This is a genomic window from Nitrospira sp. Ecomares 2.1 (assembly GCF_965152585.1).
The window spans coordinates 3,416,707-3,438,256 of the sequence record NZ_OZ224219.1; the positions used below are offsets into that span (position 1 = coordinate 3,416,707).

The window sequence follows — 21,550 nt, forward strand, 5'->3', positions numbered from 1 at the left end:
TATTCTCATGAGACTTTCATGGCTTAAGACTCATTGACAAATATATCTTTTGTCACTCGACTCTCCGATTACGGTTGCATATCTCTAAGCATCTCTTCTTGCAGGTAGCTTGGCACCGGCTCAATCTCCATCGGTGGGTAGGCTGTGGCCGGAATGATTGGCATGTCCAGTGAATTGGCCGAAGGCGTCACTTGCATCCCACTACCACTACTTGCCGGAATCATGGGCATGGTGGTTCCAGCTGGTACCGGCTGAATATCCATGGGGACACCCACCACAGGAGCTCTTAAGTCAGAGCTCCCTTCCGGAGAAGATGAAAAGGATGAGGCCGACGGTGGGAAGTTTGCATCAGGCTCCCCATCCTGAGACAGAAATGGAGGGGCATCCAATTCCTCTTCCACTGGCTCCCCCTGACGGTCTGAACGGAAATCCGTTTCGCCCAATGCATTTGAAGAACCAACCTCTGATGGGTTCCTCGCCTCAGACACCGTTTCTGCTGGTGAGGCTTTTGGTGTCACATAGAGAAATTGTAAGCGTCCCGCCGCATTGACCGTGAATGCATAATCCCACTGCGCCAAAATTTTTGCCAATGCAGGAAGTATCTTCTCCTGCTGCAAATCGACGGAAATGACTTTATTCATTTCCTCAACGGGGGCCTCATATTTTATACCCAACTGTTTCTGTAATTGCTCCAATACCGTTCGTAAGGTCACCTGTGACAGATGACCTGTTAACCGATCCCCCTCAACCTGTAGAGGGACCTCAGGTGTCAAAGCGAGTACCCCTCCTCTGAGGCATACCAAAAGGATTAAGGCCGCCAGAATCAGCCCATTTATCCATCTAGACGGTATTTTTTGACCGGATCTCATGGCACATCTCCTTTCCCAATCAAACAGTTGAACTAGCTCAATTTCAATCTGGAGTAGACGAAAACCCTCAAACCTCTATCTATTTTTCATATTTTCGCATCACTCTCAATTAATCTCAATCTCCTGAACAAGAGTTAAGAGTGCGAAAATTTTGAAATTCATATTGGAGAGATCCATGAGGATTTCTCCGCATGCTGATCAAACGAGATAGGGGGATTACCGCCACAGGGTGATCTCAAGAGAACAGGAAAATACTTGTCACACAACTGTCAAAGGGCAAGGAACAGTTTGGAAAGAATTGGGGCGGATTAAGGGTGCATTCTGTTTTACTAGATAATCCCTTGGATTGAAAGCATGATCGTATTACTATTGAAATCAAAATTGTCGATGTTTGAGGTTCTCTTCTCGAAAATATAATCTAAACGAAATCCCAACCATTTAACCGTACGATATTCCGGTCCTATCCGCAAACGAAATCGATCATCCGTTCTATTGGTATCAAAATTATCGTTGGCGTAGTAAAAATTTCCACGCAGGGCAAACCGGTCCGTAAATGACTGTTTCCCATAAACGTCAACGCCAATTCGCTTATACGTGGAAGTATTCTGAACCGCTGACTGATTAATTGTTGAAAAGGGGCGGAGACGAAAACTTAACCGAGACGTAGGGTTCCAATCCAAATTTCCTCGCATGTAAAAGAAGGTCCGCTGCGCCGATCCTAAGCTTAAACCCTTTGCAAGAAGAGCTTGGCCACGGGCGGAGTTTTCATCGATAGCCGCATGGTCAAAATTCAAAACCTGGTACCCTACATTGAGTTCTCCCGATAACTGGCGGGTAGGGGCTATACTGAAGCCCGTATACGCCCCGTAACCGAAACTATTCTGCTGCGTATTCGTATTATAATCATTGTTGACCATTCGAACGCCAAGAAGGGCTCGAGTTGAGTGGGTTACACTTACAGATACACTGAGATTGGCCCCAGCACGGGTCCGGTCCCGCGGGGCATCCTGACCATTGTTTGTGTAATTTAAATCATCAAAATACGTGCGAAGACGGATACCTGCCTTTTGCCCCGTGAATTCAATTTGGCCTAAAAACTGATTCACATTCCACTTGGTAATATCCTTTTGTTGAGTATCCACCTCCGACCCTCTCGGGTCAAACCCTTCTAAATGGCCTCCTTGCAAGTCTATTGCTAACCCACCAGGATAATTCAAGCTTACATGGCCAAGAGCATCTTGAGCCAAAGCATTATTGTCGGTGAATTTTTTGTAGAGAAATTGGGCAGCGCGGTAGTCAAGAAGAACGGAATGCTTACCTCCACCAAACGGCATGAACGCCTGAATCCCTGGTGCGATGGTCGTAAGAAAGTCACTTTTCGTGTTTGTGTCTCTCTTAAACACATTGTCTGTAAACACTTCCGATACACCTAAAAACGGATGGAGCTGAACCGGACCGGCTTTGAGACCATCCCCCATACCATTTCCCGTCAGATATTCACGAAAAAGCCCGCTCCGATTTTGGATAGGTCGGTGAGACCCAGTGAAATAAAATAGTCCCATATCAGAAAAGGATTGAGCCTTCACCGTGCCCGGGACAAAAACCTCACAAAAAATGAGACATGTTAGAAAAAGAACAAGACCCCATTTCCGCTCACGCATCGTGCAAAATGGGAAAAGACACAGCGCTCTTGTTTTTGGCCATACGCAATTAATCATCAAATAACCATACTCACTAATCAATTCAAATATCCGGGTAGATTCAGAAGAGGATTCGAAAATAGTGGAGCTTAATCACATTTAAATATGGTGCCCTCATCCCCTTGTTAAGTCAATTACAAAATGAGTGCTCCGATAAGGAACGGACCTTACCATAGGAACCGACAGAAGAAACAGTCATCGATTTTTGTATGAGAATATTTTCCTTCTAGGAAATTTTTCTTGCAATGGGATGATTACCAAAATTATCGGATAAAGTCGATCCAGGGGGGGGGGAACAGATAATACCGCACGACGTACAGTCAAATTCCAGGAAACCACGTCTGTCGAAGCCCAATGGAGAAGATTAACAACGATTGCGAAGCGGAGCAAACTATTTTATGAAATTTGAATTGGTGAAATCCGGCACGGATGCCGGATTTCCCGTAAAGTTACTTGGGGAGGGTTAGCAAAAATCCGACGAAGTGAGATTTGAAAAAATTGAAGAATACTTATGAGATTTCATGTGATCGTCTCCGTCCGATAATCCATCCTTATAAATAACGCCATATCGCCTGAGGAAAATTATTTTTAAATGCGACCTTTGCAGTACATCCTCGTTCTGCAAATTGCCCCGGAAGTAGGCGTCTTCATTATGACGGATCTCACCGTACAAGACCCAAGAGAATTCAGCTAACCACATTTCCGGGATGCGACCTGTCTACCAATACAAACTCCCAGTAAATATTTGTCGCAGATGACGATGTTAAATTTCAATAAACTTGGACATTCCTAGGAGGAGCAGGACGTGCCGCAACAATCGGCACAGTTACACTGACCTGGTTCGAATAGGGACTTTCGATTTTCCGATTCCGGTCGTATGCCTTGACCGCAATATAATACGTTTGACCGGGAATCAGGCTTGTTAAGGTATAGATGGCTTGGGATCCGACATCTTGAGTCTGGGAATAACTGCCGCTTGAAGTCCCGTAGGCTATGATAAATCCTCCATATTCAGCGGAAGGAGGATTCCAGGCTAGGGTGACTTCTCCCGCCAATGCATTGGAGTGGGAGAAGCAGAGAAAAATGACAATGGCCCATAATAAACTAAACGCGAATCGAGAAGAATTGGGACGGGGAACACCTACTCGAGAGAAACCTTGATCGTCTGCCATACGAGATCTCCTTTATGCATGTGAGTCATGCCGAGCGAAGCCACGTCGCTTTTGATCAAGGAGACTCTGTGACTTGCCTGGCAACCTGGCAACCTTATCTTGAACTCCAAGAAGTAGGCCCATGGCTTTGCGTCCCACCCTTTCAGATGGTTTGCCTTTTTCAGGTTATGACCGTTTTTAATACTGGATGCTTCATCGGAACATTTGCCAGATCCTTAAATGCTAGGGGAGGGAACTGTCAATTTCTCAAGAATTTATGAAATCGCCCGAACCTTAATCACAAAAAATAAGGAAAATGAATAGTATGATTCATGACTCAATACTATGATTGAACAGACGCAATAATCTAACGAACCTCTAACCTAATATTGCCCAGTCCGAAATCCAAGAAGTTTGGCCAGTCATTGAAAATCTCCACATGGCTCGGTCCATAAGGATTCAGTGAAGAAAGAAATTCCTTTCTCAAGAAACTACCAGGTGCGTTACAATTACCAAACATGGACATGTCTGTTAGTTTTCCTTCATTCGCTGGGATCAAAATAAAGCTTTTGTACGGACATCCCACAGAGAGCGAGCGAACCCTTCCAACGCATCGCTCTGCCCAGGGGTACCACCAAGCATTCCACCTCTGGAGTGTGGGAATCTACCACATTAATGAACTTCAACCGTTCTATGATCCTCTCCCCTATTTTTTGATTTAGAATGGGTAGACCAAGCCTTAAATCCAAGGGAATGTCTATAATCGAGGGTTTGAAGTTGAAATTTCCCTCACCATCCAAACAATTGCGATATAACAAGGTAGACCCAGGCAGCACCAAAAATATATGTGATTTCATTCTCACCGATTCGATGATAAAAAAGACGATATCCCAGAATCGGCACAATCGCTAAGATCAGCGCAGAAAAAAAGTGCCCAATCACATCGCCCATAATCGCACTAATTTCGGAATGCCCAGGTACTGCAAGCAAAATGCTGCCTCCAAGCATAGCTGCCCACCACCATTTCACATTGACCATCAGCATATTCACGCTCCCATACAAAGCATGCATCCCCAGTTAAAATAATCTCAATGAAAAATGGCTCAACACAATTTGACCGTATAGAAACAGAGCAACCTGCCAAAGACAGGGTCTCCTTGAGTAAACTTTTCCAGGCCTCACATCCAAAACGGCTACCCAAACCCCTGGTCATGTGCCTCTCGCACTTGAACGAGCCTACATTAGGAGAAGACCCTTTATGTTCATCACTTTAGTTTGGCTAGGACACAGGGTTGTAAACCTCCTTATACAATTCACCTAATGCTGAATTTTCCAGTTGGTTGAGGCACTTCCCGGAAAGCCTATCGACGTGATTGCGAGCCCATTCATTATCCACACCGCCACCGTACCCGTCTGCTTATTACGCCAAATAATATCTGCGCGCCCATCCCCATTGACATCACTGGTGTTAGCAATCTCCCACCCCTGAGGGACCACGCCAAAAAACCCCGGCGAACTGAGAGTCACTCCATTCATTAACCAAATTGCAACCTCCCCGTTACTCGTTTTGCGCCAAACCAAATCCCCCATCCCGTCATCATTCACATCACCCACCCCCGCAATCTGCCAATCCGTGGAGACCCCACCGGTGAAACCTATTGACAGGACCGTGAGCCCCTGCATTAGCCACGTTTCCACTGCGCCGGTAAGGGTATTCCTCCATATAAGATCCGCTTTTCCATCGGCATTCATATCTCCCATTCCGGCCATTTTCCACTCCAACGGCACCGCACCCAAGTGGCCGGAAGAAGCAATCGTGGAGCCGCTCATTAACCAAATCGTCACTTCTCCACTACTCGTGTTTAGCCAAACGACGTCTGCCCTCCCATCGCCGTTAACATCACCCACACTCGCGATTTGCCAATCCAGAGAGACACTACCCGGAAAACCCACCGACATGACAGTGAGACCATTCATCAGCCACACCGCTACCGTTCCGGTATCGCTGTGGCGCCAGATCACATCTGCTTTCCCATCCTCATTGACATCTCCGATACCGGCAACCTGCCACTTCGACGACACCACGCCCAATGAACCGGAGGAAGCAATCGTAGGACCGTTCATCAACCAAATCGCAACAGCCCACGTGCTGGTATTGCGCCAGACGAGGTCTGCCTTTTCGTCCCCGTTGACATCATTTCGAATTGGAAAACTCACGTCAGCTTCAAATACCCATCCTAAATCCTGCAACAGAGGTTGAGCCAACCCGAGATCATGAATCGCCCTTCCGGAAGCTATTCCAGGCTCCATAAGCTGGTCTGGCTTAATCGTGTTCGTGAAATGAGACACCGAGGAACCCAATTCAACCGGGTTCGGGGCATACATTTGCACATGTGTGTTTGTTCGTCCGGCCGTCAATGTCCCAGATGCCCCTTGAAGATTGGCACCAACAAAATGAAGATTCTGCCAAGAAACATTCGCAGATTGCCGTTGCAGGTCGGTCATTGAAAGATAATCGGCCGGGCTGGCTCCATGATGCTCTAACCAGCGCATAAAAGCATCATTGCCTCCAAGGAATGTCTCTCCAGTCAGGGCGTCGACCAATGACAAAAACCCAAGGCCATGGATAATTTCATGAAGTACCACGGTGACAAAATCAAATTGTCCCGCTGGGGGGTTGGCATCCAGCCCAAAATACCAATTCGTGAAATTTGCACTGAAGGTGGCACTTATATCACTGGTAGTCAGATCCAGGTCCTGTTCTGCAAATTTATTTGCCAAGGATTGAACATACCAGGTATTCGCCACCGGAGCATTGGGGAAATTCCGATGGACGGTATTAGGGCCAGCCGATCCCAGGATTCCTGCTCCTAAGGAATCAATTCGAGCATCGACTCGAATGCCCACCGTACTCACCAATCCCTGCGCTAAAATATTTGCCGCATACTCAAAGGCTTTCAACCTCGCCTGCCCAAGCGTTATCGCGGTATTCCCACCCACTGGGGTAAAAGGGGCAGGATCGTTAAATCCCTCACCAGGGCTATCTTTATTCACAATAACAATGGTGGCTGCGTCGGTCTCGGCCAAGAGGCCAAGGCCCCAAAAGAGTAAGACAACCAGAAACCCAGCCACACACAGGCTGAAGGATATCGGCAACTGAGAGGGACCTCTCAGCATATTGGCATTAGGGTCATTCATGAACCGAAATGGTAGCCTTGGAAATTTTTTAGGGTTTCAAGGACTGTAAATCCACAGATTCATGGTGATGAATCGCATGGTCAGCGCCATCTGGCACCTTTAAAATTGACTGAAACCGGCCTTCAACATTGACCATTGTTCCACCGCCTGCATCTGGAACATACCGCAAACCCTCCTTACTCATACGACTCTCGGGAATCGAGCCCAATGGAAGGGGTTGTAGCGTTCCATCGGGCTCTTCAATCCGCATGGGTGCTTTAGCTCCCTTACGATGCTTAAGAGTCAATTCTTCCTCCTCTCCACCATCTGCTACAATAATGACCTCTGCTTGCAGGAGAGGGTCACTAATCAGCATTATCCAAAACATGACAAATAGTGGCGGCACAATTTTCATTTCATTTCCTCCATTCAACAACTTCCCTTTTTTCTTTGAGGAAAAATTCAGAGAGAACCCTATCAAAGAAAATCATTCTGGCATTTCTATTTAATCTAATATTCCGTTTCAGCTATGACAACTAAAAAAGGAAATCCATGGTGTTTCCTTAAAAAAGTATGTCATATTTTCCGGCCAACGAGCTACAATTAAAAGTCTGTCAATAATGGTGAAGGGAGGCATAGCCTTTCGGGTGAAGGTTCCCCCACACCCTGTTTGCCCGGACCGACGGAGTAAGGATAGGCCAATGAAAAGGAAAGCACCACGGAGCGGGAGAAGAAAGCACCTGCCTTACGGCTGTCTTAAGACTTATGCCCGTCGGAAGATTCAAGGCTGGCTTCAAGATATTCCGGAACAGGAGGTCCCGGAATACTTAGGGCGGGAGAAGAGCAGAAGCAAGACCGTGGCCGACGAGCAGCTCGGATGTCGCGGTGATACCCTTTATTGGCGCCCTTGATGAGCAACGATTTTCAATCGGAGAGAAATGAATTAAAAATCGAAATGCAACGCCCGAGAAACGAGCCAAATCTTATCGTGAGTTCAAACGCCACCGCTTCCTCTTTTCATCCTGCTCAGCCTCTTCCACCAGTTGGATTAGGCCTTCCTTCTGAAGCAACCGCAACATTTCCCCACAGGTGTGATCCAATTCCCCGGTGCCCATATTATGCAACCCTGCCCGCCGGGCAATTTCTTCCTGAATAACGCCCATTCCCTCGGACTCTGCATCCGGATGCCCACGAAGAACCTCTAGAATATGATCCTTTAATCCATTAATCAGCTCGGCGCCCCGTTGATGAAGATTCATAGCGTCCCCTCCTAATTGGTAATTCTTTGAAATGTGATATTGGGTCCGTTAGATCCAACGCCACACCCTCCAACTCCATTCTGAGTTAATCATCCCTTTGCGCTTTAATCTTCTCAGGATTATACAACCAATTCAACAATACGGACCGGCAACCCGTTTTTGAGGCCAAAAGGAAATCTAAGAATTCCGTTGTAGATTTCAGGTCTGACGAAGATTGTTGGTTAATTTAGGAGAAAAGGGGAAAGTTTTTGGCTGGAAAACCAAAGGTCGAACCTGGGCAGCCAGTTCCGAAAATCTACAAAATCAAAAGGCGGGGAACCATATATCTATGGTGACGGAGTGCCAGCCGCATCATTAACACAAAATATTTACACTTTTTGCATACCACCTATCATCCTTACCTTACATCGATTCAGAATCTGGAGCTAAACCTGGAGATAACTGAGGGCAAGCTGAAGATGTAGAAAATAGACCTGGGAAAGAGAGGACTTTTTTCGGTCAATCACCTGGACCTTATTCAGGCTTTCCATCACAAAAAAAGCCCAACCCCGTAAGACGCCACCTCAATGCGGGAAATTGAGTGGGGCCTCCGCCTACGGTTGGATCTTCCACCCCGTCGACACACTGCCGGGAAATCCTACCGCCGTCACAGTTAGCCCATCCATCAACCAGATGGCCACTGTGCCGCGGATGGCATTGCGCCAAATGATGTCGGCCTTGCTATCCCCATTCACATCGGCCGCCTGTTCAATCTGCCACACTAAGGGCACACCGTCTCGAAAGGCTGCGGCAACCACAGCAGTCCCATTCATGAACCAAATGGCAGTGTTACCATCCCTGGTGTTGCGCCACAACAGATCCGCCCTCCTATCGCCGTCCACATCGCCGACCGCCTGAATCCTCCACGCCGTCGGGGCGGCGCCGGGAAAGCCCACCCCTGTCACAGTCCCGTCATTCATCAGCCAGATCGCCACTGCACCACTGGTGCTATGGCGCCAAATGACTTCCGCTTTGCCATCGCCATCCACATCGCCCACTTGTGCGATCTGCCAGGCCATTGGCACCCCGCCCGGAAACCTGGAGGAAGCCATGGCGGTCCCATTCATAAACCAGATGGCCGTATGACCCTCACTGGTGTTGCGCCAGATCAGGTCCGCCTTGCCATCGCCGTTGATATCCCCAACGGCCTGAATGCTCCAAGTCGTCGGGGCGGTACCGGGAAAGCCCACCGCTGTCACGGTCCCGCCGTTCATCAGCCAGATGGCAACCGCGCCACTGGTCTGATTGTGCCAGATGACATCCCCTTTGCCATCTGCATTCACATCGCCAACCCCCGCGATTTTCCAAGCCAAGGATACCGCACCGGGAAAGCTGAAAGAGGCCGTGGCCATCCCATTCATGAACCAGATGGCAATGTTGCCATCACTGGTGTTACGCCAGAGAATATCGGCATTGCTGTCCCCATTCAGGTCATAGGGGGTATGTGATGTATCTGATACCAAAACACCGATGAGATCCTTGAAGGTCCCACCTAATTCTCTGTTATTAATCCAACTCAGAAGCACATTGCTCCCATTGAAGTAACTATTAGGCGAAACGAATTTGGAGTCGTTGTTTTTCGGATTACTTATCAGTATCCCTCCAACACCAGGCGGCCCATCAAGGAGAACACCCCCAGTAGAGACCCTCGCTGCAAATATTCCTTCTGGGGGATCTAGAAAATATGACATCCCCCAAGTGACAAAATATTCTGTGCCAGTGAAACTGACCACAGGACGCTCCTGAGGGCGGGGATGAGTGCTAATAGCAATCCCCCCTGTGTCCGGTGATCCATCGAGTAATACACCGGAAGGGGTTATGCGCGTACCATAAATGTCTATTTTGAGATCAAAACCGCCTAGACCATTGCGTGTGTCATCCCAGACGGCAAAATAATTCTCTCCGTCAAAAATGACATCATTAAATCCTTGACTACCCGGAGCAGTAGAGATCGGGATTCCCCCTGGATCCAACACCAGGCCCAGCGGAGACACCCGGGTGCCATAAATATTGGCATCCGTTCCTATGGGTGATCCACTTCTTGTATCCGACCAAATGACGAGGTAGTTGTTGCCATCAAATGCAATTGAAGGTAAGACTTGACCACCCGGGGCGGTAAATATCGGAAATTCATCTAACACATGTCCGTCAGAATTCACTCTGGCTCCAATGATGTCGTGAAGGGTGGCATCACTATATCTATCTGACACGACAAGATAGTTGGAACCGTCGAACGCAACAACGGCAGCTCCCACCACATCTCGGAGAATCGTGAATCCCCTTGGCCCGTCAAGTACGGCACTGGCCGGGGTAATTCTAGCCCCCACAATGTCCGTTCTCCCCCTTTCGGTTACTTGCTTGAAGACAACCAGATAGTTACTTCCGTCAAAAGCCACAGAGGGCCGTTGTAGGGAGCAACCATAAACTGGAGTTAGGTCGGCAATCGGAAAAGACGTTACGATTGAGCCTATCGTAGAGACGAGTGTCCCCTGGATATTGGCGGCGGAGCCATTCTCTCGGCAGGACACCATTAGAAAATTGACTCCGTCAAAACCTATACCTGGCTTGCCGGGACTTCCTGTATCTGAGTTCGCCGGGGTGACTCCGCTATCGATTATGAACGCGGGTGATATGTAGCTATAGCCGGTTTGTGCTTGCAATTGAGTGGCCCACTGAGGCCACACCCCCAAAACCAAACATGCACAGGACAAAGAAATGGTGGCCCACCTAGTAACGATTTGAGGAATAGGGATCAATTTGAGCATGACGCCCCTCTATGAAATTTTTGCTGACTGGAAAAATGTGCAACAACCCCTAGCTGGATGAACAGCATGAGAACTACCCACTGGCGGATAAAGCTAAGTTCAACCATATCTGCAAAACCTAACCCAATTACGCCAGCAAGCATCCCGGCCTTATAGATTAGGTATTTCGTTGTCTTCAGTTCTGTACGCTCGCCAACCCATTAGCAGTGCGCAAGCCAAGGGGAATGAGAGGGCAATCAGACCGATAAGACTCTACTCGGCCAATGTTTCAATATGGTGATTGTGAGCATGGGGCAAAAAACGTGGATCGTTCCAGCTTGAAATCCCACATATGCACACCCTGTATTAAAAAAAAAGGGGCATCCTAATTTTTCCCACGCATTAACCCTTCGCCACCAGAAGTAAGCAGCTGCTTCCAAGTATTACTGATCAATCATCAGAAATGGCCCATGCATTTGAATTAAATATTGCTCCAGGCAGGAATCCAAATTCGACCATGCCGCTCCTTGATCTACCGGAATGCCTCCTCGCCTGCTTCCGCCTGTGCTATTGCCCACGATCACTAATCCATCGAACGAGATGGCCGTAACATTACTTCTAAATCCCCCATAGAGATTCCCCAAGCCAACAACGCCGCTACCTCCTGTCCATCTCCAAGCATGTGCTGTCAGCCCTAATCCCTAATGGGATTATCCTTCGATTATTAAATTATTAAACGGCCATCACTAGTTACTCCATTAGCCGTAAGAGTCATCATCCCTGTCAAATCGACAATGGGTTCAAAGCCACCGGCTGTCCCCCGAAAAACCGGCCCCATGTCCACGACTACAAATCCTTCGGTAGAAACAGCCAAAGCTTGGCTAAAAAACCTTCACCGAGAATTTTCCCAACCCCATAAGCTACGCAGCCCACGCAGGTTTTATGTTGAGCATACTTAACCTTATGGACACACTGGTCACAAAAATGACAAAAGCTGTTCGTGATTTCATGATGAACTTCTATGACCTTATAAAATCCCAATATTTCGGCAAAAAAATGATCAACACTCCCTCCACGGCCTAGGCATAAGTATTTCGGACGAGACAAAATCCTCATCAGATCAAGAGGAGCAAAGAATGCACCCAGGGAGAGAAGAGTTCAATCGCTGCAAATCTGGCTAATCAGATAGGCCGGACATGGAAGGGAGGCGTACACGATAAGGTTTTCTGCACCAACGTGTTTTCTGACAATGTGGTTAATAAAGCCAGGGAATCTTTGGTTTTGTACGGTAAAGAAGTCCATGCGAAAAAATCTTGGTCCTGCCAGACCCAAGAATTTTTGTTAAAAAGTCTGAAGAGAAGATCCTGATGCTGGATGAAACAACAAACCCTGCCCCGTGTAGAGTCAGGCTCGTTTTGAGACACGGCACAAATACACCTAAGAAATCACATTCATCACCTGAGGCTAGTGGCATACCCTCCGGCATACCACAGCCAGTCGGGGAGTAATAGTCGGGCTGGAGCTTTTCTAGCAATTTCAGGAATTCCAGACCATTAGAGCCCAAAAGGACATGAGATGGGGCCATCTCTCAGCAGGAACCGTCAACAAAGCTCTTAAACAACGAGGGCTGGTTTGAACTAGGAAGGAAGCCGAGTCGAACCGCCACCTTCGGCATAGCGCAAATTCGACAGGCTACAGGTCTCTTATATTCCCAGAATAAACCCAAGGGAAAAATGAAGCAGTTGAAGAAAGAGTTTGAAGATTATAATTCAGAAGAGGGAAAAAGTTGGCTGGGGGACCAGGGATCGAACCTGGGCAGCCAGCTCCAGAAACTGGCGTCCTACCGCTAGACGATCCCCCAACCTAGGAGTGAGCTTAATTCACCTCTCGGAACCAGTCAAGGGACTTCATAAAAACAATTTATGAAGGATGGGTTTGGGGCTTCATCGTTCGCTTAACACCGGCACGGATTCGTTGGAGCGACCTTTCTTTCCCTAATAACGCCATTACCTCATAAATGCCAGGGCTGACAGTCCTACCGGTTAAAGCCACGCGTAACGGTTGCGCGATCTTGCCCATTTTGAGCCCCTGCCGCTCGATAATGCCATGAAGAATACCCTCAAGCGCCTCCTTGGAAAAGTCTGACTCGGCCTCAACCTGATCAGCAAACGCCTGAAGGCTCGGGGCAATTGACAGGGTGAGATGTTTTTTCGCGGCATCCTCATCCATCGTCATGGGCTCTGATAAATAGGGAACGGCACCTTGAACAAGGTCTAAAAGCGTTTCTGATCGCTCTCGTAAGGGTGGAATCAAGGCCTCGGCTCCCCCGGGAATTCTGGCCAAAGCAGCATCGTCATAGCCTGCATTTTGCAAAAATGGCATGAGGGCGTCGGCCACCTGCTTGGGGTTGCTGCTTCTAATGTACTGCGCATTCACCCACCGTAGTTTTTCAGGATTAAAAACGGCTGCCGAGGCTTGCACCTGCTTGAAATCGAAAAACTCGACCATTTCCTGAATTGAGAAAATTTCCTGATCCCCATGGGACCATCCCAATCGGACTAAATAATTAATGAGGGCTTCAGGCAAATACCCCATCTCCTTATATGCTAAAACGGAGGTGGCCCCATGGCGTTTAGACAGACGCGCTTTATCCGATCCCAATATCATGGGTAGATGCGCAAACTCAGGCACCGAAAATCCCATGGCGGAAAAGAGCGGTACTTGTCTCGGAGTATTATTGACATGATCGTCCCCCCGAATGACATGCGTAATGTTCATGAGCCCATCATCCACTACCACAGAAAAATTGTAGGTGGGATAGCCATTGGATCTGAGTATGATGAGGTCGTCCATAACCGTATTATCAAACACGATCCGACCCTTAATTCGATCATTGACGACGGTTTGCCCTTCCTGAGGAGTGAGAAATCGAAGAGCCGCCGGCTCGGTGGGTTCGGAGATTCCTCGATGTCGACACCGCCCGTCATATTTGATGGATTCGCCTTTAGCCTGAGCTTCCTTCCTTCTCGCGTCTAATTCCTCAGGCGTACAGATGCACCAGTAGGCTAACTTTCTCTTCAAGAGATCCATGGCCCGTTCACGATACAGTTCCAAGCGGTCTGTCTGCCGGTAAGGCCCCTCATCCCAATTCAACCCGGTCCATTTTAGGCCATCCAGGATGACCTGAATTGCATCATCCGTAGACCGGTCCCGATCGGTGTCCTCAATACGGAGGATAAAGGTGCCACCCTCATGACGAGCGAATAACCAATTAAACAATGCTGTCCGCACTCCGCCAATATGGAGGAAACCAGTCGGACTGGGCGCAAAGCGAACTCGAACCTCACTCATTTGCTTTCACCGACCTTTCTCATTATGACTCAGGCACATATTATAGGAAACAACTCCCCCATCAGAAACATTGTTTTGCAGAGACGCCATGTTCCGTTCTCCACGCCGCTTTCCAATGAAAATCAAGGACAGAGCAATTCCAGGAAATCCTCACACCCTATCCCGGACGACCATTTAAGAAATATCTATCATTCTCACTCTCCGGCCCGTTGCTTTACCATGCCACCCGACTCATGTAAAGAACTGAATTGACACGGCCCACTCACTTGCCTTTCCCGTTGCCGGCCCTTAAAATTTCGTCATGGTCATCAAAGACATTCTCAGGAGGCAGGACGCATGATTCGAATTATACGCGAGGGTTCCGCAAAATACCCATGGATTCTCAAGTTTCTCATCCTGGGAATCGCTGTCACTTTTGTCATTGGCATGGGTTGGTATGGGTACGATTCCACTCAAGGTAACGCCGTGGCCACCGTTGGCCCCTATAAGGTCTCCAAGGATGAATATCTCCGGACAAAGCAAGGTTACTTCCGATTCTATCGGGACCAACTTAAACAAGAAGACGTAAAAGAAGAGACCATCCAGCAACTCGCTCTCGAGGGATTAATCACCACAAAATCCTGGCAATTACTGGCCGATGAAATGAATTTGGCTGTCTCGGCTCAAGAACTCCACGATGCGATTGTGAATCAAAAAGACTTCCAAAAAGATGGCGTCTTCGATACAGAATATTACCAAAGAATCTTGGCGGCCAACCGGATGAAACCTCATCAATATGAGGAGCAACGCCGAAACGAATTACTGGCGGAAAAGGCGAGACTGCTCGTCTCTGAAGCCACAACACTCACCCCGGCCGAAATGAAAGAAGTCAAAGAACTCGCTGATCGACAAACACTTGACGGGGCCGAGCCCGATCTCACGGTCCTAGAACAGATTCGCCTTCAATTTCTCATGCAAAAGAAACAACGGGCCATGCAGGCATTCCAAACTGCGCTTCGAGCTCGTGGGGATGTCACAATTCACCAGGAACTGTTGTAAGAGGCAGCCATCGGCCTGACCCTGCAATCTGGTCTGCCTGGAGTCCTCCCCCAGTGGCTCAGCTCGGGATTTTATCCGTAGATACCTGCCCCCGACTCATTCGTCCTTACCACAAATCCTTCGCCCCATACGTCAGATAACACCTGCTGGGAAAATCACCCCTGGATTACCTCACTATTTCTTCCAACTTCATTATTCATAAATGAGCATGGCGTCGCCGTAACTGTAGAACCGATAGCGCTCGCGTACCGCATGCGCATACGCCTCCTTGACCTCCGCCAATCCCGCAAACGCCGAAACCAGCATTAAAAGGGTCGTTTCGGGAAAATGAAAATTGGTCAGAAGCGCATCAATGACCCGGAATTGGAATCCTGGCAGGATAAAGAGGCGCGTCTCTCCTGAACAGGGCCTGAGCTCGCCGGTCTCATCCAGGGCTGACTCCAGACTTCGTGCCACGGTAGTCCCGACAGCGACAATTCTCCCGCCCCGGTTCCGAACCTCGCGAATTCTCCTCGCGGTCTCCTCCGACACCTCGAACCATTCCGGATGCATGATATGACGCTCCACATCCGTCGTCTTGACGGGCTGAAAGGTTCCAGGTCCAACATGCAGGGTAACCATGGCTGTTCCGATCCCCTTCTCTGCCAGTTGCGTGATCAATTCTGGCGTAAAATGCAATCCGGCAGTTGGCGCAGCAATGGCCCCCTCCACCTTGGCAAATACGGTTTGATAATCTTCTTGATCGCCTGGCCCAGGCTGACGTTTCAAATACGGAGGAAGCGGAATTTCTCCATGAGAAAGTAACCATGTTCGCAAGGCACCAGGACCCAGCCAATGAATCACCGTTCGACCTGGTTCTCTTTCCACAATCTGCGCACGGGCAGAACCCTCACATTCCACAATCTGTCCGACTCCAACTTTCCCCTGAATAAGGACTTCTGCATGGTCCTCACCAATTTCTTTGACAATCAGTAATTCTACCCGCCCTCCACTTGGTACCTTCTTTGCCCAGAGGCGTGCCGGAATGACTTTGGTATTATTGACCACGAGTAAATCCCCGGGTCGTAATGTTTTTGGGAGATCTTTGACTTGCCGATCGGTGATATCTCCGGTTGATCGGGTCAGCACCAACAATCGGGCATGATCCCGGGGATGAACCGGATATTTAGCAACCAGGGTCTGGTCAAAGGGAAAGTTGAATTGGGAAAGATCCATGACCAGGAAAGGAAAGAAACGATAGAGTTAGTCGGCCGCAGTAAGGAGCACGCGATCAAGAGGAAGAAGTATTGTGTGGGGATAATAATGCCGGATAATCGATTGGTAGTCATACCCTAATTCGGCCATCTCCCGCATGCCCCACTGACACATCCCCACGGCATGTCCCGCCCCATGACCCACCACGACCACTTCCTGCCCCAATGATTCGATGGAAAATTGAGTGCTGAAAATTTTGGAGTATCCGACCACACGTCGCAAATCCTGCCCCCGCAGGATAATTTCTCCACGAGAATGAAGTAAACGCACACGATCGACTCGCCCGGATGGGGTGAAGGTATAGGGTGTGAAAGTTGCGATTTTGCCAACGTCATACCCTTCTTTAACCAGTTGCTGCTCTAGGAAGTCGAAGGAAAATGATGCACGCCAATCATACCGTGGGGCTTGCTCATCAAACGGGCAGTCAACTCCTTTGAGATAAGGAAGGTCCAAGGCCCACACATATAAGGCATCCTCGGTGGGACCAGCCGCCGTCGACGAATAGGCCGCGAAAATTGGGCGATTTTCATACGTCACCACTTGGCCTCTGGTAGCCGCAACAGCCTGAAGCACCGATTCAGCTCGTACGGAATGACCATGATAGACTTGATCTTGCACACCAGCGACCACATCAAACGATTGCAATTGGTTTTCAATTTTCTTGTACAACACATAGGTTCTGGCAGCAACAGCTTGTGCTTTCAATGCTTCCAATGGCCACTTGGCCCCGACTTCACCCGAGACTACGCCTGCGACATACTCTTCAAGATCAATCCAGTTAATCAAAGCTAATCCAGACGGGTTCGATTGAATTTCAAGTGGTCCGCGTACCACCCACTCTGGCCCTGAATTGCTAGGCGGAGACGTTTCCCTCTTCGTCTCCACTCTAACCTGATAGGTGCCTGCTGATCCCTCAACCCACAGATGAGAATCCGCCACGGGACGGTCATTGAGCAACAGACCAGCACCCTGCATTCGAATAGTCACTCGCCCTGAAATATGAAATCTTTTCCCAGAGGCCAGGCGGAGGAAAAATGAATCCGACGATTGGATGGACAGGACCTGGGCTGCATCGGCAAGACCCACGCGAATAGCTGGTTCAGCAGCCTCAACGACCGGAGAGGACAACATGACCCAACTGACAAACAGCAGCATAATGCCGATACGATGTTCCACACACACCATAACTCTTGCCTACCGCCGGAAGAAAAAATAAATCATCACACTTCCGACCACACTGATAATGATGCTGGTCGCAAGAGGAAAGTAAAACGTCACATGATCCCGTTTAATAATAAAATCGCCTGGCAACCGGCCAAGCCATCCCAGTCCCCCCTCAGGATTTGACCATCTATCCAGGGCAAGGAATAGAAGACCCAGCACCAGAAGAATGCCCCCCATCAGGATCAGGGCTTTTCCCATTCCACTCATCATGCCGACTCTCACCCATTATCGAATTAGTTCCTCAGCGATTTGTACAGCGTTGAGCGCAGCACCTTTTCGCAAATTATCCGCCACAATCCACACATTCAGACCATTGGGCACCGATTCATCCTCCCTCACTCGTCCTACAAATACCGCATCGGTCCCCGCCACGTCGATCGGCAGAGGATACAAATTGCGATCGGGATCATCGTAGACCTGAATGCCTGGAGCGGCAGCCAGTATGGCCCGAGCATCATTGGCGCTCAGTTTTTGCTCAGTTTCAATATTCACGGATTCCGCATGGCAGATAAAGACCGGGACCCTGACTGTCGTCGCCGTAATCGGCAATGACGATTCACCCAGGATCTTTCGGGTTTCGTTGACCATTTTCATTTCTTCTTTGGTGTATCCATTCGGCAGAAAATCATCAATATGCGGCAAACAATTAAAAGCAATCTGATGAGGATAGACCGCTACTTTGGCTTCCCCGAAACTGAGTAGTTGACGAGACTGTTCAACTAATTCTTCCATTGCATCCTTTCCGGTTCCGGACACGGATTGAAGCGTCGTGACAATAATCCGTTTTATTCGGACGGCATCATGAAGCGGCTTCAAGGCCACGACCATTTGAATGGTGGAACAGTTGGGATTGGCAATTAATCCCTGATGCCCCGAAAGAGCATGGACATTCACCTCGGGCACCACGAGTGGGACCTCGGGATCCATTCTCCACGCGGAACTATTGTCTACCACCACCGCTCCCGCTTTGACAGCTATGGGACCAAATTCTTTGCTGACACCGGCTCCTGCCGAAAACAAGGCCACATCAACACCATCGAACGAGTTGGGTTCCAGCACCTTCACAAGAAGGGTTTGACCGCGAAATGTCACCTCATGGCCTTCAGACCGCGACGAAGCCAGCGGTATTAACTCTCCGACAGGAAAATCCCGTTCTTCCAAGACCTGGATCATTTCTGTTCCAACAGCACCGGTTGCTCCAACCACGGCAATCGTATAGGCCGATTTTTTCTTCATCATGTCAGACTCACTCCCTCAAGAAAAACACGGATGACACTAGGTAATACGCATATCCTATCAGTTCAAAATCCTTGACTCAAAAATGACGAAAGGGAAACCCAAGGCAGGCGAGCAACCAGAGGCAGAAAATCTTGGCACTCCCGTGATGGCCTCGGAGATTTTATCAGAAAGGAATAAAACGGATGCAGTGATTAAACGTATCGGCAATGGCGATGTTGCCCAAAGCGTCAACTGCCACCCCAAACGGAAAACTGAGGCTACTATCCGAAGCCAGGCCTCCATCTCCAGTCCATGTCGATTGACCATTGCCGGCGACAAGGGTCATTGCCTTTTTCCCGATATCCCACTTCCGGATTAAGTGATGATCGGAATCCGTGATAAGCACATGTCCTTGTGGTGTGATTGCAATACCATAGGGCCTGGCCAATGCCTGAGACTGTTCATTCACCCCCCGCTCATAGCGAAACTCGGCGCCATCCCCTACAACCGTGGACAGAAGCCCCGTGTTGTGGTCCAGCATTCGGATACGGCTATTAAACGTATCAGCGATATAGAGATTTCCATCGTGATCGAGTGCCAACCCGCTCGGTCCCGCCAGCGCAGATTCCACGGCAGGCATGCCATCCCCGGTATATCCGGAATCTCCCGTGCCTGCGATAGTCGTGATCACACCTGATCCCAAATCCAGCATACGGATGCGATTATTACTCTGATCGGCAATATAAAGGCGTGTACCATCCACGACTAATGCCACCGGTTCATTCAACGAGGCGGAGATCCCCGGACCACCGTCCCCCGTCCACTTCGACTGACCGTTCCCAGCCACGGTCTGGATAAGACCCGTCTTGGCATCTACCCGTCGAATGCGATGGTTCCACGTGTCCGCAATAAAGAGGGTCCCTGCCGCATCAACGGCAACGGAGGAGGGAAAGTTTAATTGTGCACTCGTGGCCAAGCCCCCATCTCCGGCAAACCGATCTTTGCCAATCCCCTTTCCAACGATGTAACGAACCGTTCCACTCAGATCAGGCGTTTGAGAGTAGGCTTGGCCAGGAATCTCTTCCACATCCGCAAGAGGATCAATCTCTTCCTCTACCTGAGAAATTGGAGATGGCATCGGAGTTTCTGGATTTCCCTCACCGGCGCGACGGGTCCCAACACACCCGGCTACCGTTTCGATAACACCAGTCGAATGTATCAGTCGGCGAATGACGTGATTTTCAGAATCGGCAATGAGGAGGTTGCCTTCAGCGTCAAAACACACATTTTTGGGTTCATTTAAAATTGCTTGGGTCCCTGGTTGTCCGTCGCCCTCATACCCAGGTTCCCCGGTCCCCGCTATCGTGATAATCTGCCCACTCTTCCCTTGCGCAATCATCCTTTAATGTCCTAACTGCTTCAGGATGTGATCGCCCATTTCAGCGGTTCCAACCAGCGTATTCCCCTGACTCTCAATATCTTTCGTGCGATATCCTTGCTCCAGAGTCCTCTGAATCGCCGATTCAATCATCTCGGCTTCTTTCGTCAACTCGAACGAATAAGACAACATCATGGCTGCCGAAGCAATGGTCCCAATAGGATTGGCGAGATTTTTTCCTGCAATATCCGGAGCGCTTCCATGGATAGGCTCAAACATTCCCACTGTCGCTCCGACGCTGGCGGAAGGGAGCATGCCTATCGACCCGGTCAACATCGCCGCCTCATCACTCAGGATATCCCCAAATAAATTGGTTGTCACAACCACGTCGAATTGCTTGGGATAGCGAACGAGTTGCATGGCACAGTTGTCCACATACATGTGACGCAATTCAACATCTGGGAAGCTCTGATGCACGTTGATCACTTCTCGCCGCCAAAGCTCGGATGACTCCAGTACGTTGGCCTTATCGATAGAGTGAACAAGGCCACGCCTCTTCCGGGCTGCTTGAAAAGCCACATCAGCGATCCGGCGAATTTCCTCCGTTGTGTAGACTTCAGTATTGACCCCCCGATGTCCTGTCGCCGTTTGTTCAATGCCTTTCGGTTTGCCAAAATAAATTCCACCGGTCAATTCCCGAACAACCAGAATATCAATGCCCTCGACGACTTCCGGTTTTAGACTGGACGACCCGATTAACGGTGAATACATTTTTGCCGGGCGAAGGTTAGCGAAAAGTCCAAGCTGCTCCCGCAACCCGAGCAAGGCGCGTTCCGGGCGACGCTCATATTCAAGGCCCTCCCACTTCGGTCCACCCACAGCTCCCAAGAGGACAGCATCACTCGATTGAGCCAGTCTCAGAGTCTCGGCAGGCAATGGAAAACCTGTGGCGTCAATCGCCTCCCCCCCAACCTGCCCATAGGTAAAGGTAAATTGATGCCCACATTTCTGACCAATGGCCTCAAGAACCCGAATCGCTTGTGGCATAATTTCCGGTCCGATTCCATCACCCGGTAATACGGCAATCCGTTTCTTCATGATTCCCCCGATAATATAATGAACAATTTTAGATTAATTCCAGCGAAAAC

The 21,550-nt window shown here is 49.1% G+C and carries 17 protein-coding genes, 1 tRNA gene and 1 riboswitch; of the genes, 2 read left to right on the top strand and 16 right to left on the bottom strand.

The features are described from left to right. Nucleotides 1-68 precede the first annotated feature (68 nt). From ACWHYD_RS15085 to ACWHYD_RS15110, 6 genes are all read right to left on the bottom strand, one after another. Nucleotides 69-773 carry a hypothetical protein gene (locus tag ACWHYD_RS15085; RefSeq protein WP_447962851.1) on the bottom strand — a complete coding sequence of 235 codons (705 nt, stop codon included), beginning with the start codon at nucleotides 771-773 and terminating at the stop codon, nucleotides 69-71. Nucleotides 774-1,198: 425 nt separating this feature from the next. Beyond that, a complete protein-coding gene (locus ACWHYD_RS15090; RefSeq protein WP_447962852.1) occupies nucleotides 1,199-2,347 on the bottom strand; it encodes an outer membrane beta-barrel protein in 1,149 nt (382 codons plus the stop codon). A gap of 992 nt (nucleotides 2,348-3,339) precedes the next feature. Then, nucleotides 3,340-3,741 carry a fibronectin type III domain-containing protein gene (locus ACWHYD_RS15095; RefSeq protein WP_447962853.1) on the bottom strand — a complete coding sequence of 134 codons (402 nt, stop codon included), beginning with the start codon at nucleotides 3,739-3,741 and terminating at the stop codon, nucleotides 3,340-3,342. Between the two features lie 76 nt (nucleotides 3,742-3,817). Beyond that, nucleotides 3,818-3,907: riboswitch (cyclic di-GMP riboswitch) on the bottom strand. A 602-nt stretch (nucleotides 3,908-4,509) separates the two neighbouring features. After that, nucleotides 4,510-4,764, bottom strand: a complete 255-nt coding sequence (locus ACWHYD_RS15100) for a hypothetical protein (RefSeq protein ID WP_447962854.1) — start codon at nucleotides 4,762-4,764, stop codon at nucleotides 4,510-4,512. 273 nt (nucleotides 4,765-5,037) lie between these two features. Further along, nucleotides 5,038-6,918, bottom strand: coding sequence for an FG-GAP-like repeat-containing protein (locus ACWHYD_RS15105; RefSeq protein WP_447962855.1), 1,881 nt, complete (start codon nucleotides 6,916-6,918; stop codon nucleotides 5,038-5,040). A gap of 28 nt (nucleotides 6,919-6,946) precedes the next feature. Next, nucleotides 6,947-7,312: a hypothetical protein gene (locus ACWHYD_RS15110; RefSeq protein WP_447962856.1), complete on the bottom strand. Its 366-nt coding sequence runs from the start codon at nucleotides 7,310-7,312 to the stop codon at nucleotides 6,947-6,949. 286 nt (nucleotides 7,313-7,598) lie between these two features. On the opposite strand from ACWHYD_RS15110, the gene ACWHYD_RS15115 reads away from it, so the two are divergent. Then, nucleotides 7,599-7,808 carry a hypothetical protein gene (locus ACWHYD_RS15115; RefSeq protein ID WP_447962857.1) on the top strand — a complete coding sequence of 70 codons (210 nt, stop codon included), beginning with the start codon at nucleotides 7,599-7,601 and terminating at the stop codon, nucleotides 7,806-7,808. Between the two features lie 72 nt (nucleotides 7,809-7,880). Here the strand turns inward: ACWHYD_RS15115 and ACWHYD_RS15120 are convergent, their stop codons facing one another. The 4 genes from ACWHYD_RS15120 to gltX all read right to left on the bottom strand — a co-directional run bounded on the left by ACWHYD_RS15120 (nucleotide 7,881) and on the right by gltX (nucleotide 14,290). Beyond that, entirely contained in the window at nucleotides 7,881-8,156 is a 276-nt protein-coding gene (locus ACWHYD_RS15120; RefSeq protein WP_447962858.1) for a hypothetical protein, read from the bottom strand. A gap of 593 nt (nucleotides 8,157-8,749) precedes the next feature. After that, nucleotides 8,750-10,960, bottom strand: a complete 2,211-nt coding sequence (locus ACWHYD_RS15125; protein ID WP_447962859.1) for an FG-GAP repeat domain-containing protein — start codon at nucleotides 10,958-10,960, stop codon at nucleotides 8,750-8,752. Nucleotides 10,961-12,726: 1,766 nt separating this feature from the next. Then, a tRNA-Gln gene (locus ACWHYD_RS15130) sits at nucleotides 12,727-12,800 on the bottom strand. Between the two features lie 59 nt (nucleotides 12,801-12,859). Then, nucleotides 12,860-14,290, bottom strand: a complete 1,431-nt coding sequence (gltX, locus tag ACWHYD_RS15135) for a glutamate--tRNA ligase (RefSeq protein ID WP_447962860.1) — start codon at nucleotides 14,288-14,290, stop codon at nucleotides 12,860-12,862. A gap of 336 nt (nucleotides 14,291-14,626) precedes the next feature. Here gltX and ACWHYD_RS15140 point away from each other — a divergent pair, with 336 nt between their 5' ends. Further along, the gene (locus ACWHYD_RS15140; RefSeq protein ID WP_447962861.1) at nucleotides 14,627-15,328 is read left to right on the top strand and encodes a SurA N-terminal domain-containing protein; all 702 of its coding nucleotides are present in this window, start codon (nucleotides 14,627-14,629) and stop codon (nucleotides 15,326-15,328) included. A gap of 192 nt (nucleotides 15,329-15,520) precedes the next feature. On the opposite strand, the gene queA is transcribed toward ACWHYD_RS15140, so the two are convergent. The 6 genes from queA to leuB all read right to left on the bottom strand — a co-directional run bounded on the left by queA (nucleotide 15,521) and on the right by leuB (nucleotide 21,500). Further along, on the bottom strand, nucleotides 15,521-16,543 hold the full coding sequence (gene queA / locus ACWHYD_RS15145) for a tRNA preQ1(34) S-adenosylmethionine ribosyltransferase-isomerase QueA (RefSeq protein WP_447962862.1): 1,023 nt from the start codon (nucleotides 16,541-16,543) through the stop codon (nucleotides 15,521-15,523). 27 nt (nucleotides 16,544-16,570) lie between these two features. Further along, nucleotides 16,571-17,758 carry a SpoIID/LytB domain-containing protein gene (locus tag ACWHYD_RS15150; RefSeq protein ID WP_447962863.1) on the bottom strand — a complete coding sequence of 396 codons (1,188 nt, stop codon included), beginning with the start codon at nucleotides 17,756-17,758 and terminating at the stop codon, nucleotides 16,571-16,573. A gap of 18 nt (nucleotides 17,759-17,776) precedes the next feature. After that, complete coding sequence (locus ACWHYD_RS15155) at nucleotides 17,777-18,016, bottom strand: DUF2905 domain-containing protein (RefSeq protein ID WP_447962864.1); 240 nt, start codon at nucleotides 18,014-18,016, stop codon at nucleotides 17,777-17,779. A gap of 15 nt (nucleotides 18,017-18,031) precedes the next feature. Further along, on the bottom strand, nucleotides 18,032-19,045 hold the full coding sequence (locus ACWHYD_RS15160) for an aspartate-semialdehyde dehydrogenase (protein ID WP_447962865.1): 1,014 nt from the start codon (nucleotides 19,043-19,045) through the stop codon (nucleotides 18,032-18,034). Nucleotides 19,046-19,208: 163 nt separating this feature from the next. Next, complete coding sequence (locus ACWHYD_RS15165; RefSeq protein ID WP_447962866.1) at nucleotides 19,209-20,423, bottom strand: NHL domain-containing protein; 1,215 nt, start codon at nucleotides 20,421-20,423, stop codon at nucleotides 19,209-19,211. A 3-nt stretch (nucleotides 20,424-20,426) separates the two neighbouring features. After that, nucleotides 20,427-21,500: a 3-isopropylmalate dehydrogenase gene (leuB, locus tag ACWHYD_RS15170; RefSeq protein WP_447962867.1), complete on the bottom strand. Its 1,074-nt coding sequence runs from the start codon at nucleotides 21,498-21,500 to the stop codon at nucleotides 20,427-20,429. Between the last annotated feature and the right edge of the window lie 50 nt (nucleotides 21,501-21,550).

Excerpts from the sequence above, each read along its gene's own strand:
- ACWHYD_RS15090 (WP_447962852.1), bottom strand. The coding sequence starts at position 2,347 with ATGGGGGATGGTCTCAAAGCCGGTCCGGTTCAGCTCCATCCGTTTTTA.
- ACWHYD_RS15095 (WP_447962853.1), bottom strand. The coding sequence starts at position 3,741 with ATGGCAGACGATCAAGGTTTCTCTCGAGTAGGTGTTCCCCGTCCCAAT.
- ACWHYD_RS15100 (WP_447962854.1), bottom strand. The coding sequence starts at position 4,764 with ATGCTGATGGTCAATGTGAAATGGTGGTGGGCAGCTATGCTTGGAGGC.
- ACWHYD_RS15105 (WP_447962855.1), bottom strand. The coding sequence starts at position 6,918 with ATGAATGACCCTAATGCCAATATGCTGAGAGGTCCCTCTCAGTTGCCG.
- ACWHYD_RS15110 (WP_447962856.1), bottom strand. The coding sequence starts at position 7,312 with ATGAAAATTGTGCCGCCACTATTTGTCATGTTTTGGATAATGCTGATT.
- ACWHYD_RS15115 (WP_447962857.1), top strand. The coding sequence starts at position 7,599 with ATGAAAAGGAAAGCACCACGGAGCGGGAGAAGAAAGCACCTGCCTTAC.
- ACWHYD_RS15120 (WP_447962858.1), bottom strand. The coding sequence starts at position 8,156 with ATGAATCTTCATCAACGGGGCGCCGAGCTGATTAATGGATTAAAGGAT.
- ACWHYD_RS15125 (WP_447962859.1), bottom strand. The coding sequence starts at position 10,960 with ATGCTCAAATTGATCCCTATTCCTCAAATCGTTACTAGGTGGGCCACC.
- gltX (WP_447962860.1), bottom strand. The coding sequence starts at position 14,290 with ATGAGTGAGGTTCGAGTTCGCTTTGCGCCCAGTCCGACTGGTTTCCTC.
- ACWHYD_RS15140 (WP_447962861.1), top strand. The coding sequence starts at position 14,627 with ATGATTCGAATTATACGCGAGGGTTCCGCAAAATACCCATGGATTCTC.
- queA (WP_447962862.1), bottom strand. The coding sequence starts at position 16,543 with ATGGATCTTTCCCAATTCAACTTTCCCTTTGACCAGACCCTGGTTGCT.
- ACWHYD_RS15155 (WP_447962864.1), bottom strand. The coding sequence starts at position 18,016 with ATGATGAGTGGAATGGGAAAAGCCCTGATCCTGATGGGGGGCATTCTT.
- ACWHYD_RS15160 (WP_447962865.1), bottom strand. The coding sequence starts at position 19,045 with ATGATGAAGAAAAAATCGGCCTATACGATTGCCGTGGTTGGAGCAACC.
- ACWHYD_RS15165 (WP_447962866.1), bottom strand. The coding sequence starts at position 20,423 with ATGATTGCGCAAGGGAAGAGTGGGCAGATTATCACGATAGCGGGGACC.
- leuB (WP_447962867.1), bottom strand. The coding sequence starts at position 21,500 with ATGAAGAAACGGATTGCCGTATTACCGGGTGATGGAATCGGACCGGAA.